The sequence below is a fragment of the Variovorax raffinosi genome, from assembly GCF_051216615.1.
Lineage (GTDB): Bacteria > Pseudomonadota > Gammaproteobacteria > Burkholderiales > Burkholderiaceae_C > Variovorax.
The window spans coordinates 582,546-596,853 of sequence record NZ_JBPJZR010000003.1 but is presented as its reverse complement, the minus strand read 5'-3'; the positions used below and the strand labels follow the sequence as shown (position 1 = coordinate 596,853).

The following is a 14,308-nucleotide window of genomic DNA, read 5'->3' as shown; positions in this document are numbered from 1 at the left end:
CACGCCGCTGCGGCCAACGCCGTCAGGCCGAAGGCGCAACGATCGCGCCTTCGATGCGGTGGCGCTTCAGCGCATCGGCCACGAAGCCGCTGGCCTTCATCTCTTCGACAAAGGCCGCCAGCAGGGCCTGCGCATCGGCGCCACGGCTGGCCGGCGTGCCCATGGCCTGCTGGATCACCATGAAGCGACCGGGCAGCACGCGCACGCCCGGCGCGCGCTGCGCTTCGCCTTCGAGCAGTTGGCGGATGCCGGCCGCCACTTCGACCTCGCCCGAACGCACGGCCGCCAACGCGGGCCCCGCGCCCTGCAGGCGGACGATCTCGGCCTGCTGGATCTCGCGCGTGAGGAACAGGTCGTAGGCACTGCCCGAGCCGACCGAGATGCGGTGCCCCTTGGCGTCGACCTGTGCGTTGTCGGTCAATGCCGATGACGCGGGCACGAGGTAGCTGCCTTCGATCAGCACATAGGGCGCGGTGAAGCGCAGGCCTTCGCTGCGCGCCGGGTCGATGGCGAAGAAGCCGATGTCGGCCTTCTCGTTCTTCACCGCATCGACCGAGGCGGCGGCCTTCTCGAACACCACCAGTTCGATGCCCACGCCGAGCCGGCGTGCGAACTCGCGCGCGAGATCGATCGACACGCCGACCGGCTCGCCGCTGGCCGCATCCTTGTTGGCGAGGATCGGATTGCCGAGGTTGATCGAGGCGCGCAGCGTGCCGTCGGGCGCGAAGGCCTTCACGAGTGCAGGGGTGATCGGTGGGAGAGGCTGTGTCATGGCGTCCGTTCGTCGGTCAGGGAAGGGGTGAAGCGGGGATGTGAGCGCCAGTTTACGGGCCAGCCGGCCGCATCTCCTACCCCCAGCAGGGCCACGCGCCCACCGGCGCGGCGCCGCGTTCGCGTAGGCTCCGTGAATCGCTGAACCGACCTTGACCCTGACCCCGCCTCTCGCCGTGCCGCTCTCCACATTTCTTGTCGAAGACAACCCGCTCATCCGCCACAACCTCATTGCCGCCATGGAGGACGAGGTCGACATCCATCTCATCGGCACAGCCAGCACCGAGGCCGAGGCCGTGGCATGGCTCGAAGAGAACCCGGGCGCCTGGGAGCTGCTGGTGGTCGATCTCTTCCTGCAGGAAGGATCGGGCCTGGGCATCGTCAAGCGCTGCGGCAGGTGCAGGCCGGGGCAGCGCGTGGTGGTGCTGAGCAACTACGCCACCGGTGAGATCGCCGACTGGGCGCGCGAACTCGGGGCCGATGCGGTGTTCGACAAGTCGCTGGAACTCGACGGCTTCTTCGCGCTGTGCGCGGGGCTGGAAGCCGAAGGCCGCTAGACGCGCAGCACCAGCGGTATCCGCACCGTCACCTGCAGGCCCTTGCCCGTGCCGGTGTCGCTGAGCGCGATGGCGCCGTCATGTGCCTCGACCACCGCGAGCACGATGGCCAGCCCGAGGCCGCTGCCGGTCTGCACCTGGTCGGGATCGCGAAAGAAACGGTCGAACACGCGCTCACGCAAGGCCGGCGCAATGCCCGAGCCCTGATCGGCCACGGTCAGCACGGCTTCGTCGACCACCCGCCGGATGCCCACGCTCACGACCGAGCCCACGGGGCTGTACTTGGTGGCGTTGTCGATCAGGTTGTCGATCATCGAGACGAGGCCGTCGCGGTCGCCCACGATCTCCGCCGGTTCGTCGGCCACGAGTTCGATCTCGACCTCGCGCACGTGCGCCAGCGTCGAGAGGGCGGCCAGCCGTTCCTGTACCAGGTCGTCCAGCCGCAGCGATTGCGGCGCCGCGGCGTTCGCATGGCTGCGCATCAGGCGCAGCAACTGGCCGACCAGCCGCTCCGCGCGGGCGTTGCTGCTGAGCACGCGCGCGAACAGCTCGTGCTGGCGCTCGGTGGGGATGTATTGCGTCAGCAGGGCCTGCAGCGCCTCGACGTTGACACGCATCGCGGCAATCGGCGTGCGCAGTTCGTGCGCCGCATCGGCAATGAAGCTCTGCTCCCGCGCGATGCTCGCGCGCAGCCTTCCCATCAGTGCGTTGAAGTTGTGGACCAGTGGCAGCAGCTCGTCGTGCCGCGGCTTCACCGACACCGGCGCCAGGTCGTGCGGGCCACGCGAGGCGATCTCGTTCGCCACCGTGCGCCAGGGCTTCAGCGCGAGCCGGATCGACAGCCACGCCGGAAACAGCAGAAAGGGCACGCTGATGACCAGCGGCAGCAGGTAGTAGCCGCGCGACTGGAAGGTGAGCCACATCTGCATGCCGCCCGGCGCAATGAGCGTGACGCTCGTCTTGCCCGAAGCCGACGCGATGCTGTGCGCCCGCCATGACTTTCCATCGGCTTCGACCGACTCGATGACGTCCGTCCGCGTGTTCGCGATGTCCGACGGCACGCCGTCGGAGCGGTAGATCTGGCGGCCGTTCTGCCACACGATGACGCTGGGCGACAGCGTGGCGCTGTTGCCGTTGCCGAAGGCGTCACGCAGCGCCAGGTCCATGGCGCGCAGGCTCTCGTACTGCTTGGCGGGCCGGTCGACCAGGGTCTGCGCGACCAGCAGGATGCTGCGCTGCGAGGCGTTGATGGACGACAGGTCGTCGTTCATCGCGGAGTTCGCCACCAGCCCGATCGCGACGCTCCACAGCAGCGTCATCATCGCGATCTGCGCGAGCATGAGCCGGCGCACCAGCGAAGGCCGCCGCACGCGGCGCCAGCCTTCGCGCAGCCACCGCCCCGGCATGAGGGCCAGCGACACGACCATTGCGTTCATGAGCGCTCCAGCGGCGTGCTTGCCGTCTGGTAGATCACATAGCCGATGCCGCGCACCGTGCGGATGTAGCCTTCGCCGATCTTGCGGCGCAGGTTCGAGATGTGCACGTCGAGCACGTTGCTGTTCTGGCTCTGTCCGTTGGGCAGCACGAGCTGTTCGAGTGCGCGGCGCGCGACGACGCGGTCGGCGCGCTTGACCAGCAGGCTCAGCAGCTTGAACTCGCTGCGCGAGAGCGCCACCGGCATGTCGCGCACGCGCACGCGCTGGGTGGCCTCGTGCAGCCAGAGGCCGCGCACCTCGAAGGTGGCGCCGTCGCTGCCGTAGCTGCGCCGTGCAAGGGCGCGCACGCGCGACAGCAGCTCGGCCAGCACGAAGGGCTTGACCATGTAGTCGTCGGCGCCGGTGTCCAGGCCCTTGAGGCGGTCGTCCAGGCCGTCGCGCGCACTGAGGATCAGCACCGGCAGGCGGGCGCCCTCGCGCCGCAGTTGCTCCAGCACCGAGAGGCCGTCGCCGTCGGGCAGGCCCAGGTCGAGCAGGATGAGATCGCAGCCTTGCGTTTCGAGAACGCGCAGTGCCTCTTCGACACGGCGCACCCACACCACCTCCATACCCTGGGTTTGCAGGGCAACGCGTATGCCGGTGGCCAGGTCGAAATCGTCTTCGGCCAGGAGGATCTTCATGGAAGGGCAATCTAACTGTCGAAGCTGAAGGAATCCCAAAGAAACGAGGAGGGCGCCGGCCGGCAAGGCGACAAATTTTCAGGAGACCTTCATTTGCGCGGATCACGATGGCGGGGTGTTCATTCCGCACGCCGCGAAGAAGAAAAAAACACCCATGCACCCCAAGCGCACCATCGCGGCCGCGATGCTCCTGCTGCCCCTGGCGGCGCTCGAGTCGAGCGCTCACAGGCCCGATCCCTTCGAGCAGGACTTCAAGCCGTCGAAGCCGGTCTATCGCATCGAGCAGCGCGATGCCGATCCCTCCAGGCAACGCTCGGGCGCCGGTGCCGCCTGGGGCGGCAGGGCAGGCGCGGGCCTGAGTCCGAGCGGCTGGCGTCCGCACAGCCTGGAGCGCTACGACGGCTACCGCTATTCGAGCCGCGACGCCGACGGCGACGGCATGCCCGACCGCTGGGACCGACATCCCAACGACCCGCATCGCCAATGAGGCAGCCGCAGACCCCGATGCATCCCCTCGACGTTCGCCTGTTCACCCGCCATTTCCGCTCGCCCGAGGCCCATTCCTCGCTGCTGGATTCGTACGCCCGCGTGCTGTCGCGCTGGCCGGTGCCGTATGAGAGCCGCTATGTCGAGACGCGCTACGGCCGCGCGCACGTGCTGGCCTCGGGGCCGGCCTATGCGCCGCCGGTGGTGCTGCTGCACGGTGGCGGCGGCAATGCCACCACCTGGATCCACAACATCGAAAAGCTCGCGGGCGCGCTGCAGGTCTATGCGGTCGACATCATCGGCGACGCGGGCCGCACCGAAGGGCGCCGGCCCGTGTCCGAGGACGCGTACTGCAACTGGCTCGACGATGTGCTGATCGGCCTCGGCCGGCCCAAGGTGGGCCTGTGCGGTGCTTCCTTCGGTGCGTGGCTCGCGGCGGCCTACCTGCGCCAGACCTCGCGCCGTGTGCCCAAGCTCGCGCTGCTGGCGCCGGCGAACCTCGACACGCTGCGGCCGGCCTTCGTTGCACGCGCGGCAATGGCCGCGATGTTCCCGAGCGAAAAGCTGGTGCGCGGTTTCCAGGCCAGGGTGTCATCACCGATGGCGCCCGAGCCGCCCGCCTGGGCCATGGACGACCTGCTGGTGCGCTGGCGCTGCCAGCGCGGCAACCCGAGGCCGCCAGGCCGCATGAGCGACGCCGACCTGCGCGTGCTGCCGAAACACACGCTGCTGATGCTCGGCGAAGACGAGGCGCTTTACGACCCGCTGCGCGCCCGTGCCCGCGTGCGGACCCATGCGCCGCATGTGCACGTCGAGCTGCTGCCCGACGCGGGCCACACGCTGGCCTTCGACCAACCCGACAAGGTCGGCGACGCACTGATCGAGTTCTTCCGGCAGGACGGCTGGACGCTGTAGCCGCGCGCGCCGTCCGTTGTCAACGCGCCGTCAACGCGCGGTCAGCGGTTCCAGCCCGGTCTTCGCGATGGTGGGCGCCGCGGCCGGCGAGTTGAGATAACGGATCAGTTGCCGTGCGGCCTCGGGCTGCTTCGATGCGCTGGCGATGCCGGCCGAGAACACCGTCACGCGCTGCACTTCGGCGGGCAGCGGGCCGATGTAGTCGACGCCCGCGATGGGCAGCAGCTCGCTCACCTGCTGCAGGCCCAGTGCCGCGTCGCCGCGTGCGACGACGGTGCCGACGCGTTCGCTCAGGATGCGCTTGCTCTTGGGTTTGACCTGGTCTTCGATGCCGAGCTTCTTGAGCAGTTCGGTCTCGTAGTAGGTGCCACTCGCGCTGGCCGAGTAGGCGATCGACGGTGCCGCGAGCAAGGTGCGCTTGAGCGCATCGACCGTGCCGATGTCGGGCCGGGGCGCGCCCTTGCGCACCGCGAAGCCGATGGACGAGCGCACCAGGTCGACCTGGCTGCCCGCCACCACCTTGCCTTGCGCGACCAGCGCATCGAGCGCGGGGCGCGCAAGGATCACCACGTCGGCCGGCTCGTTGCGCGCCAGCCGGCTGGGGATCGAGTCGTCGGCATTGCCCATCGACGCACCGTAGGCCGTCTTCACCGTGCGGCCGCTGCTGCGCTCGAACGCCGGGCGCAGGTCGTTGTAGGCGGCGGTGAAGCCGCCCGAGGTCATGACGTGGATGTCGCCGGTGGCGGGCTTGTTGCTGTTGTCGAGGCTGCCGCAGCCCGCAAGAACGAGGGCCGCGAACAGCGGAAGCGCGGCGCGGCGCGTGAGGGAAAGAAAGGGCTTCAACGATGTCTCCTGGTGCAAGGGTGGCGGCAGCGTGGTCGCTGTCTGCACTGCCATCGTAGAAGCCGGGGCTGTCAATCAGCCTTCAGCGAATTAGTGGTTATTACCGAGGCTGCGGCTTGGGCTTGTCCGCGTCCTTGCCTTCGGCGGCGGGCAGTCGCCCGCGCCTGGCCAGCCCTTCGCGCAACAGGAACTCGACCTGTGCGTTCGCGCTTCGCAGTTCCTGCGCCGCCAGGCGTTCGATCTCGGCCCACAGGGCCGGATCGATGCGCAGGGGATAAGACTTTTTACCGGGACTGGCCATCGGGTGCAGATACGGCGCGGGCGCGCTTCAGGTGTACAGCGTACCCGTGTTGACGACGGGTTGCGTCTCCCGGTCGGAGCACAGCACCACCAGCAGGTTCGACACCATCGAGGCCTTGCGTTCGTCGTCCAGCACGACGAGGTTGCGCTCCGACAGCCCCTTGAGCGCGGCCTCGACCATGCCCACCGCGCCCGCCACGATCTGGTGCCGCGCGCTGACGATGGCCACGGCCTGTTGGCGCCGCAGCATCACCTGTGCGATCTCCGGTGCATAGGCGAGGTGTGTGAGCTTGGCATCGAGCACTTCGACACCCGCGCTGGAAAAGCGCTGGTTGAGCTCGGCCCGCAGTGCGTCGGCCACCGCATCGAGCCCGGCGCGCAGGGTGATCTCGTCGCTTTGCAGATCGTCGCCGCTGTCATAGGCATACAGCGTGGCCAGATGCCGGATGGCGGCTTCGGCCTGGATGGCCACGAACTTGTTGTAGTCGTCGATCTCGAACACCGCCTGCGCCGTGTCGTGCACCCTCCACACCACGGCGGCACCGATCTCCACCGGGTTGCCGCGCTTGTCGTTCACCTTCAGCGGCGGGGTGTTCAGGTTGCGCGCGCGCAGCGATATCTTCTGGCCCGACTGCAAGGGGTTGGTCCAGCGCAGCCCTTCGCTGCGGTCGGTGCCCTGGTACTGGCCGAAGAGCGTGAGGATGATGCCTTCGTTGGGCTGCAGCATGTAGAGCCCCGGCACCAGCACGATGCCCACCGCAATCAACAGGATGCTCATGGGCAGCGGCATCAGCCGCTGGGCGATGGCCAGCGTGCCCAGCCCGACCAGCAGCACCACCGCGGCGACGATGCCGTATCCGTTGATGGACCGGTAGGCGCGTTCTTTCCGGACCGCGCGCGGTGTCTTGTCTGTGGGCTCAGGCATGAAGGTCTCCGTTAAAAGTGATATCACTTTAATATCTTTTTGGAGACGGTCAAGGTTTTTTTGCGAGCCGCCTTCGCCGGCTCGGCCGCCTCCCGCAGGCACTGCGCAAACTGCGCGACGACGGGTGGGCTGGCCCGTGGCTTGCGCTGGAGAAGCCCGATCTCGCGATGGAAGGTGAACTCGCCGAGCGAGAGCATGCGAACGCCGGGAGGCAGCGGAAGGTGCGCCTCGACCAAGGGCACGAGGGCAACGCCCAGGCCCCTGGATGCGAGATGGATGAGCCCAGGGATTTCGTCGACCTCGATGGAATCATTCACCACGATCCCTTCGCGCCGCAGGAATCTCTCGACCATGCGTCCGCCGAACGAGGCGCGGTCGTAGCGCAGGAAGGGCTGCTCCTGCAGCAGCGTGCGCCAGTCCCTGCCGGGCATGTTCGCCGGCGCAATGAGCACATAAGGCTCGTGCACCAGGGATTGCCACGTGAGGTCCGGAAGAATGCCGAAGGGCGGCCGGATGATCACGGCCGCGTCGATCTTGCCGGCGTCCAGGTCGTCCATCAGCCGCATCGACACGCCGGGCGAGATGTGAACGCGAAGCAGGGGAAAGCCCTTGCGCAATTTTTCGAGCGCCCGCGCCACCAGCGTCGATTGGGTGGAGGCGATGGCGCCGATCCGCAGCAGCCCGCGATCGGTGGCGTCGTCCGGAAGCTCGCTGAGCTTTGCATAGAGGGCGCAGATTTCTTCGGCCCGCACCAGCGTCGTCTCGCCCGCCGCATTCAAGGTGGCGGATCGGCCCGTGCGGTCGAACAGCGCGAACCCGAGCGCTTCTTCGAGCCGCTTGATCTGGCTGCTGACGGCCGATTGCGTCAGGCCGATCCGCTCCCCGGCGGCGGCAAAGGTTCCGTGGCGGCAAACGGAGATGAAGGTTCGAAGCTCGGTGATCATGGCGGGTTCATCGAAATTGGTGATGCTCAGATCGCAAATATATCGTTTTCGGTAATGCAGGCCGCTGCTTAAAGTCCGGCCACCCTGAACTCTTTTTTCGCGATGAAACCCATGAGCGCTCCTGAAACACGCATCCCGTTCCACCTGGCTTTTCCTGTTCGCGACATCGCGGAAGCACGCGCCTTCTACGGCGAGTTGCTCGAATTTCCGGAAGGCCGCAGCGCGCCCGAGTGGGTCGACTTCAATTTCTACGGCCATCAGATCGTGGCCCACCTGGCGCCCGACGAATGCGGCCACAAGACCCACAGCCCGGTCGACGGCCACGACGTGCCCGTGCGCCACTTCGGCGCCGTGCTGCCGATGGACAAGTGGCAGGCCATGGCCGACAAGCTCATCGCACGCCAGACGCAATTCGTCATCGAGCCGTACGTCCGGTTCAAGGGCGAGCCGGGCGAACAGGCCACGATGTTCTTTCTCGATCCGTCGGGCAACGCCCTCGAACTGAAGTCCTTCGCGGATCTGGATTCGCTGTTTGCCGTCTGAAGGCGCGCCCGTGAACAAACAATGCCTTCTTGCGGCTGCAATCGCCGCGGCACTCCTGCTGTCGGTCGGGAGCGCATCCGCCCAGACTGACACCCTGAAGAAGATCAAGGAGTCCGGCGCCATCACCATGGGCGTGCGCGACGCATCGGGTGCCATGTCCTTCACCCTGGGGCCCGGCAGCTACGCGGGCTTTCATGTCGAGGTGTGCGAGCTTGTCATTGCGGACATCCGCAAGGCGCTGCAGAACGACAGGATCAGCGTGAAGTACCAACTGGTCACGCCGCAGAACCGCATGCCGCTGGTGCAGAACGGAACGGTGGACATCGAGTGCGGCACCACGACCAACAACGCCGCGCGGCAAAAAGACGTGGCCTTCGCTCCCACGCTCTACGTGGAAGGCGTTCGCATCGCCGTCAAGGCGGCCTCGGGCATCACGGCGCCGGCGCAGCTTGCCGGCAAGACCGTGGCGGCCACCACGGGCAGCACCTCCGTGCAGCTGCTGAGAAAGCTCAAGCGCGATGGCGCCAACGACATCGCGGAAGTGCTTGCCAAGGACAACAGCGAAGGCTTCCTGCTGCTCGAATCGGGCCGTGCACAGGGCTTTGCCGCCGACGGGCAGATCCTTGCGACGCTGATCTCCAAGAGCAAGGAACCGGCGCAGTACAGGCTGCTCGACCAGGTTCTGAGCGTGGAGCCGATCGCGATCATGATTCCGAAGGGCGACGCCGTGTTCAAGAAGATCGTCGACCAGAGCGTGGTGTCGCTGGCCAGAAGCGGAGACGTCGCACGAATCTACGACAAGTGGTTCATGCAGCCCATTCCGCCGCACAACTCGAAGGTGGGGCTGCCGGCCAGCGCGTTGACGAAGGCGGCCTGGGCCAACCCCACCGACAAGCCCATGGAAGACTACGAGGCGCGATAGGGCGGCTTGGCGGCAGGGGCAGAGCAGGTAAAGACGGCCGGCTTTACCTGCGGTTTACGGCCTCGCAACGCACCCGACAGCCGGGGCTCCTGAAATGCACGATGGCCCTTCGAGGGCCGGATGTCCCAGGAGCCAGGATGATGAAAAGACCCCTTCGCAGGTTCGCGCTCGCCGCGACCCTGATCGCCGTGAGCGGCTACAGCTTTGCGCAATTCGGTGGCGGCGGTGGTGGCGGCATGGGCGGCGGCGGACGGCGCGGCGCGCGTTCCGACAGCACGGCGAGTCCGCGCACCGGCGATGGCCTTTCCACGCCCGCCACGGCGGCCAGCAAGATCCGCGACAAGCTTTATGACCTGCGCCTGCAACTGATGGTGACGCCCGAGCAGTCCGTGCTGTGGGACCATTTCTCCGATGCGGTGTGGGACCTCGCGGGCCGCGGCGGCATGGCGAGCGCAGCGCCGGCCGACGACCAGACGGCCCTGCAGTTCGTGCAACTGCGCACCACGCAGGCGCAAGACCGGGCCCGGCGCATGCAGGCCGTGAGCGATGCGCTGTCGAAGCTCTACGAAGCCTTCACGCCCGAGCAGCGCCATGTGGCGGACCAGAACCTTGCGGCAGTGATCCCCTGATCCTTCTTCAGGCCAGTTGGCCGCTTGCCAGTGCGGCGGCGGCGGCCCGCGTCTCGACGCCCAGCTTCTCGAAGATGTGCTCCAGGTGCTTGTTCACCGTGCGCGGGCTGGTGCCCAGGATCTCGCCGATGTCGCGGTTGGTCTTGCCCTTGGCGAGCCACGAAAGCACTTCGGTTTCGCGCGGCGTGAGCGCGGCTTCGGCCAGCCGCGCCGAAGAAGAAGCGCCGGTGGCGCCGTCGCGCTGCATCGCGAACAGCAGCATGGTTTCGCCCAAGGCCGCCGCGCCGAGGTTGCGCACCGACAGCCGCATGCCGGTCGCCGTGTTGACGGCGATGGCCGCGCCGGGCTCCAGTGCCGCTTCGAGCGATTGCGGCAGCAGCCCCGGCGCCACCGGGTCTTCGAGCGCATGCAGCCACAGCGCGGCCTGCGGCGAGCGCCATGCGATACGCCCGCGCGTGTCGACAAACACCACGCCCATGCCCGCCACATCGACCGCATCGCGTGCCATGCGCGTGATGCGGGCGTTGCGCGCATGCGTGTGCAGCCGCACCAGCACTTCCTGCGCGCGGATGGGTTTCACCACGTAGTCGACGCCGCCGCACTCGAAGCCTTCGACCACGTGCGCGGTTTCTGAAAGACCCGTCATGAACAACACCGGAATGTGCGCCAGCGCCGGGTTGGCCTTGATGCGCCGGCAGGTCTCGAAACCCGAAAGGCCGGGCATCAGGCCGTCGAGCAGGATCGCGTCGGGCACCACCAGTTCGAGCCGCTGCAGCGCGGCTTCGCCATCGGCGGCCACCAGCACGGTGTAGCCGCTGGCCTCCAGCGTGTCGCACAGCATGCCTAGGCTGCTGGGGGCATCGTCCACCACCAGCACCACGGGGCGTTCGGATTCAGGGCGAGGCGAGTGGAGTGTCTGCATCTTCTGCCAGTGCGTTGCGGAGGTTGTCGAGTTCAAAGCGCGTGACCATGCCGCGCAGCCAGGTGCAGGTGGCTGCGGCCGAAGGCGATGCGGCGGCCAGCCGGTCGAGCGTGGTGTGCAGGCCGCGCACGTGGCCCATCTGCACGAGGCGCATGAGTTCGGCGCGGTCGTCTTCGGTCAGCGCGAGCTGCGGCGGGCGGTGGGCTGTTGCTTCTTCGTCGGCCTGCGAAGGCAGCGCATCGTTGGACGAAAGCCATTCAAGGCCCAGGTGCCGCTCCAGCGTGTCGATCAGCTCCGACTCGATCACCGGCTTGCCGACGAAGGCTTGGCAACCGGCCGCGCGCAGCCGCTCGGGCTGGTTCTCGAACATGTTGGCCGAGACGATGATGATCGGGATGTCCCTGAAGCCCGAGGCCCGCACCGACGTGGCGGTCTGCCAGCCGTCCATGTCGTCCATCGTCAGGTCGAGCAGGATGGCCGAGGGCAGCTCTTCGCGCAGGCTGTCCAGGCACTCGGTCCCGCTGGCGGCCTCGCGCACCTCGAAGCCCAGCGGCACGAGCATGCCGGCGAGCATCTGGCGCTGCACCGGCTGGTCGTCCACCACCAGCAACGTGCGTCGTGCGCCGATGTAGCCGGTCACCGGTTGCCCCAGCGATCCGCTCCTGGCTTGCGGGCCGGGGTCGGCCACTTCGCGCAGGTACACGCGCACGCTGAAGGTGCTGCCCTGCGAAGAGGTCTGGGCCAGCTTCAGCTCGCCGCCCATCAGCGAGGTGAGCAGGCCGGTGATGGTCAGGCCCAGTCCGGTGCCCGGTTCGCCGCGCCGGCGGCCCGCGGCCCCGCGCTCGAAGGGCAGAAAGATGCGCTGGTGGTCTTGCGGCGCCACGCCGATGCCGGTGTCGACCACGTCGAAGCGCAGCACCTCGCGCCGCGCATCCACATGCAGCGTGACGGTGCCGCTGTCGGTGAAGCGCACGGCATTCGTCAGCAGGTTGATGAGAATCTGCCGCAGCCATTTCGCATCGGCATGCACCCACGGCGGCAGCGGGCCGGCATGCGTGAAGACGAAGGCCAGGCCCTTGTTCTCGGCCTGCGGGCGAACCATGTGCACGAGCTGGTCGAGAAAGGCGGGCAGGGCGAGCGGTGCCGGCTCCAGTTGCAGGCGGCCGGCCTCGATGCGCGCCAGGTCGAGCAGGCCGTCGATCAGCCCGAGCATGTGCTCGCCGCTGCGGTGGATGGTTTGCACCGCCTCGCGCGGCGGCGTCACCGCATCGCTCTTGAGCAGGATCTGCGAGTAGCCCAGGATGCTGTTGAGCGGCGTGCGCAGCTCGTGCGTCATGCCGGCCACGTAGCGTGTCTTGGCCTGGTTGGCGGCCTCGGCGGCTTCCTTGGCGGTTTGCAGCGCGGCGTCGGTGCGGCGGTGGGCCTCGATCTCCAGCGCGAGCAGGTTGTTGTGCCGGTTCGATTCTTCCTGCGCCATCTGCCGGCTCTCGCTGCCCAGCACCACCCACCATGCGGCCACGGCGGCCACCACCGACAGCAGTGCGAACACCTTCAAAAAGGCCGTGCCCATCGCGGCGTTGTTCGGCCCCAGCAAGGCCTCTTGCGCATAGACCACGCCCACCACCGTGGCCAGCAGCGCAATCAGCGAGGCGGCCACCAGCAGGTAGTGCGCCACGCGGAAGTTCAGCTGCGCCGACAGCGCCGGCGGCAACAAGGCCTGCAGCCAGCCGCTCATTTGCTCGGCGGCGCGCGAGTCGGTCTTGCAGCGGTCGTGGCAGCGCGACTCCAGCGTGCAGCACAGCGAGCAGATCGGTGCGCTGTAGGCGGGGCAGTGGGCCATGTCTTCCGACTCGAAGCTGTTGTCGCACACCGAGCACTTCACGCTCTGGCCGGGCGCCCATCGGTCGATGTCGTTGCGCGCGAGGTAGTAGCGCCCGCGCGTCTTCCACGCCAGCAGCGGAGAGACCAGCATGGCCGTGGCCAGCGCGACGAAGGGCGAGAAGGCCTTGGCCCATTGCCCCAGCACGCCCGAGTACGCCAGCATCGCGAGCCCTGCCGCCACCAGCATCGCGACGAGGCCGACCGGGTTGATGTCGTACAGGTGCGCGCGCTTGAACTCGATGGTCTTCGGGCTCCAGCCCATCGGCTTGTTGATGACCAGGTCGGCCACCAGCGCGCCGACCCAGGCGATGGCGATGTTGCTGTACAGGCCGAGCACGCGCTCCAGCGCGCCGAACACGCCCAGCGTCATGAGCAGCACCGCGATGACCACGTTGAACACCAGCCACACCACGCGCCCCGGGTGGCTGTGCGTGAGCCGCGCAAAGAAGTTGGACCATGCCAGCGAACCCGCATAGGCGTTGGTCAGGTTGATCTTCATCTGCGAGACCACCACGAACAGTACCGTGATGGCGAGCACCCAGGCCGGGTCGTGCAGCACGTAGGCAAAGCCCGTGAGGTACATCTGCGTCGGCTCGATCGCATGGTCGGGCTGTATCTCGTGCTGCAGCGCAAGGAATGCGAGGAAGGCGCCGCCCATCATCTTGAGCATGCCCGGCACGATCCAGCCGGGGCCGGCCACCAGCACCGCGGTCCACCAGCGGCGGCGATTGGCGGCGGTCTTCTCGGGAAGGAAGCGCAGGTAGTCGACCTGCTCGCCGATCTGCACCACCAGCGAGAAGGCCACGGTGGCCGCCGCGCCGAACATCAACGGGTCGAAGCCGCTGCTGTCGGACACCCGGCCGCGCAGGCTGGTGAAGTCGGCGAACAGCTCGGGCTTTTTCAGCAGCACGGCGGCGAAGGGGCAGATGAACAGCACGATCCAGATCGGCTGCGTCCACAACTGCAGCCCAGAGATCAGCGTGATGCCGCGCGCCACCAGCGGAATGATGACGATGGACGACACCACGTACAGCAGCCACAGCGGCCAGTCGAGGTACATCTGCAGCGCCAGCGCGAGGATGGCGGCTTCGAGCGCAAAGAAGATGAAGGTGAAGCTCGCGTAGATCAGCGAGGTGAGCGTGGAGCCGAGGTAGCCGAAGCCCGCGCCGCGCGTGAGCAAATCCATATCGACGCCGTGCCGGGCCGCGTAGTACGAGATCGGCAGGCCCGTGAGAAAAGTGATGAGCCCCACCACCAGGATCGCCCACAGCGCATTCGAGAAGCCGTAGCTCAGCGCGATCGCGCCGCCGATGGCCTCCAGCGCCAGGAACGAGGTGGCGCCGAAGGCCGCGTTGGCCACGCGGAATTCCGACCACTTGCGAAAGCTGCGTGGCGTGTAGCGCAGTGCGTAGTCCTCCAGCGTTTCGTTCGCGACCCAGGCGTTGTAGTCGCGGCGGATGCGAAAGATCTTCTGTCCGGAAACAGAGACGGAAGCGGGTGGCATGGCGGGTTCTCGCGGCGGCGGTGGCATGAGACGGGTACAGCAAGAAGCGC

The 14,308-nt window shown here is 67.5% G+C and carries 15 protein-coding genes; 6 read left to right on the top strand and 9 right to left on the bottom strand.

All coding sequences use genetic code 11. The features are described from left to right. Positions 1-22 precede the first annotated feature (22 nt). Positions 23-772: an ABC transporter substrate-binding protein gene (locus ACSFB7_RS13900; protein ID WP_435470959.1), complete on the bottom strand. Its 750-nt coding sequence runs from the start codon at positions 770-772 to the stop codon at positions 23-25. 175 nt (positions 773-947) lie between these two features. Between ACSFB7_RS13900 and ACSFB7_RS13895 the strand changes: the two genes are divergently transcribed. Continuing rightward, positions 948-1,328 carry a response regulator gene (locus ACSFB7_RS13895; protein ID WP_435470957.1) on the top strand — a complete coding sequence of 127 codons (381 nt, stop codon included), beginning with the start codon at positions 948-950 and terminating at the stop codon, positions 1,326-1,328. Here the strand turns inward: ACSFB7_RS13895 and ACSFB7_RS13890 are convergent. Together ACSFB7_RS13890 and ACSFB7_RS13885 are read right to left on the bottom strand one after the other, a co-directional pair. After that, entirely contained in the window at positions 1,325-2,764 is a 1,440-nt protein-coding gene (locus ACSFB7_RS13890; protein ID WP_435470955.1) for a sensor histidine kinase, read from the bottom strand. The two genes, ACSFB7_RS13895 and ACSFB7_RS13890, sit on opposite strands and share 4 nt — an antisense overlap. Next, positions 2,761-3,444, bottom strand: a complete 684-nt coding sequence (locus ACSFB7_RS13885) for a response regulator (RefSeq protein ID WP_435470953.1) — start codon at positions 3,442-3,444, stop codon at positions 2,761-2,763. Before ACSFB7_RS13885 ends, ACSFB7_RS13890 begins: the two co-directional genes overlap by 4 nt. A gap of 154 nt (positions 3,445-3,598) precedes the next feature. Between ACSFB7_RS13885 and ACSFB7_RS13880 the strand changes: the two genes are divergently transcribed. Then, on the top strand, positions 3,599-3,931 hold the full coding sequence (locus ACSFB7_RS13880; protein WP_435470951.1) for a hypothetical protein: 333 nt from the start codon (positions 3,599-3,601) through the stop codon (positions 3,929-3,931). 17 nt (positions 3,932-3,948) lie between these two features. Then, the gene (locus ACSFB7_RS13875; protein WP_435470949.1) at positions 3,949-4,845 is read left to right on the top strand and encodes an alpha/beta fold hydrolase; all 897 of its coding nucleotides are present in this window, start codon (positions 3,949-3,951) and stop codon (positions 4,843-4,845) included. A gap of 30 nt (positions 4,846-4,875) precedes the next feature. On the opposite strand, the gene ACSFB7_RS13870 is transcribed toward ACSFB7_RS13875, so the two are convergent. The 4 genes from ACSFB7_RS13870 to ACSFB7_RS13855 form a co-directional block, all read right to left on the bottom strand. Continuing rightward, positions 4,876-5,688: a substrate-binding domain-containing protein gene (locus ACSFB7_RS13870; protein WP_435470947.1), complete on the bottom strand. Its 813-nt coding sequence runs from the start codon at positions 5,686-5,688 to the stop codon at positions 4,876-4,878. 100 nt (positions 5,689-5,788) lie between these two features. Further along, positions 5,789-5,989, bottom strand: coding sequence for a type II toxin-antitoxin system antitoxin (locus ACSFB7_RS13865; protein ID WP_435470945.1), 201 nt, complete (start codon positions 5,987-5,989; stop codon positions 5,789-5,791). A 27-nt stretch (positions 5,990-6,016) separates the two neighbouring features. Continuing rightward, entirely contained in the window at positions 6,017-6,913 is an 897-nt protein-coding gene (locus ACSFB7_RS13860; protein WP_435470943.1) for an SPFH domain-containing protein, read from the bottom strand. Positions 6,914-6,936: 23 nt separating this feature from the next. Continuing rightward, positions 6,937-7,857, bottom strand: a complete 921-nt coding sequence (locus tag ACSFB7_RS13855; protein ID WP_435471051.1) for a LysR family transcriptional regulator — start codon at positions 7,855-7,857, stop codon at positions 6,937-6,939. 111 nt (positions 7,858-7,968) lie between these two features. Here ACSFB7_RS13855 and ACSFB7_RS13850 point away from each other — a divergent pair, with 111 nt between their 5' ends. The 3 genes from ACSFB7_RS13850 to ACSFB7_RS13840 all read left to right on the top strand — a co-directional run bounded on the left by ACSFB7_RS13850 (position 7,969) and on the right by ACSFB7_RS13840 (position 9,951). Then, the gene (locus tag ACSFB7_RS13850) at positions 7,969-8,400 is read left to right on the top strand and encodes a VOC family protein (RefSeq protein WP_435470941.1); all 432 of its coding nucleotides are present in this window, start codon (positions 7,969-7,971) and stop codon (positions 8,398-8,400) included. A gap of 10 nt (positions 8,401-8,410) precedes the next feature. Continuing rightward, entirely contained in the window at positions 8,411-9,322 is a 912-nt protein-coding gene (locus ACSFB7_RS13845; RefSeq protein ID WP_435470939.1) for an amino acid ABC transporter substrate-binding protein, read from the top strand. Between the two features lie 140 nt (positions 9,323-9,462). Next, positions 9,463-9,951, top strand: coding sequence for a Spy/CpxP family protein refolding chaperone (locus ACSFB7_RS13840; protein ID WP_435470937.1), 489 nt, complete (start codon positions 9,463-9,465; stop codon positions 9,949-9,951). Positions 9,952-9,958: 7 nt separating this feature from the next. On the opposite strand, the gene ACSFB7_RS13835 is transcribed toward ACSFB7_RS13840, so the two are convergent. Both ACSFB7_RS13835 and ACSFB7_RS13830 read right to left on the bottom strand, forming a co-directional pair. Next, positions 9,959-10,873 (bottom strand): response regulator, encoded by a 915-nt coding sequence (locus ACSFB7_RS13835; protein ID WP_435470935.1) that lies wholly within the window; start codon positions 10,871-10,873, stop codon positions 9,959-9,961. Beyond that, a complete protein-coding gene (locus ACSFB7_RS13830) occupies positions 10,845-14,285 on the bottom strand; it encodes a hybrid sensor histidine kinase/response regulator (protein WP_435470933.1) in 3,441 nt (1,146 codons plus the stop codon). Before ACSFB7_RS13830 ends, ACSFB7_RS13835 begins: the two co-directional genes overlap by 29 nt. Positions 14,286-14,308: the final 23 nt, after the last annotated feature.

Excerpts from the sequence above, each read along its gene's own strand:
- ACSFB7_RS13900 (WP_435470959.1), bottom strand. The coding sequence starts at position 772 with ATGACACAGCCTCTCCCACCGATCACCCCTGCACTCGTGAAGGCCTTC.
- ACSFB7_RS13890 (WP_435470955.1), bottom strand. The coding sequence starts at position 2,764 with ATGAACGCAATGGTCGTGTCGCTGGCCCTCATGCCGGGGCGGTGGCTG.
- ACSFB7_RS13885 (WP_435470953.1), bottom strand. The coding sequence starts at position 3,444 with ATGAAGATCCTCCTGGCCGAAGACGATTTCGACCTGGCCACCGGCATA.
- ACSFB7_RS13880 (WP_435470951.1), top strand. The coding sequence starts at position 3,599 with ATGCACCCCAAGCGCACCATCGCGGCCGCGATGCTCCTGCTGCCCCTG.
- ACSFB7_RS13875 (WP_435470949.1), top strand. The coding sequence starts at position 3,949 with ATGCATCCCCTCGACGTTCGCCTGTTCACCCGCCATTTCCGCTCGCCC.
- ACSFB7_RS13865 (WP_435470945.1), bottom strand. The coding sequence starts at position 5,989 with ATGGCCAGTCCCGGTAAAAAGTCTTATCCCCTGCGCATCGATCCGGCC.
- ACSFB7_RS13860 (WP_435470943.1), bottom strand. The coding sequence starts at position 6,913 with ATGCCTGAGCCCACAGACAAGACACCGCGCGCGGTCCGGAAAGAACGC.
- ACSFB7_RS13855 (WP_435471051.1), bottom strand. The coding sequence starts at position 7,857 with ATGATCACCGAGCTTCGAACCTTCATCTCCGTTTGCCGCCACGGAACC.
- ACSFB7_RS13850 (WP_435470941.1), top strand. The coding sequence starts at position 7,969 with ATGAGCGCTCCTGAAACACGCATCCCGTTCCACCTGGCTTTTCCTGTT.
- ACSFB7_RS13840 (WP_435470937.1), top strand. The coding sequence starts at position 9,463 with ATGAAAAGACCCCTTCGCAGGTTCGCGCTCGCCGCGACCCTGATCGCC.
- ACSFB7_RS13835 (WP_435470935.1), bottom strand. The coding sequence starts at position 10,873 with ATGCAGACACTCCACTCGCCTCGCCCTGAATCCGAACGCCCCGTGGTG.
- ACSFB7_RS13830 (WP_435470933.1), bottom strand. The coding sequence starts at position 14,285 with ATGCCACCGCCGCCGCGAGAACCCGCCATGCCACCCGCTTCCGTCTCT.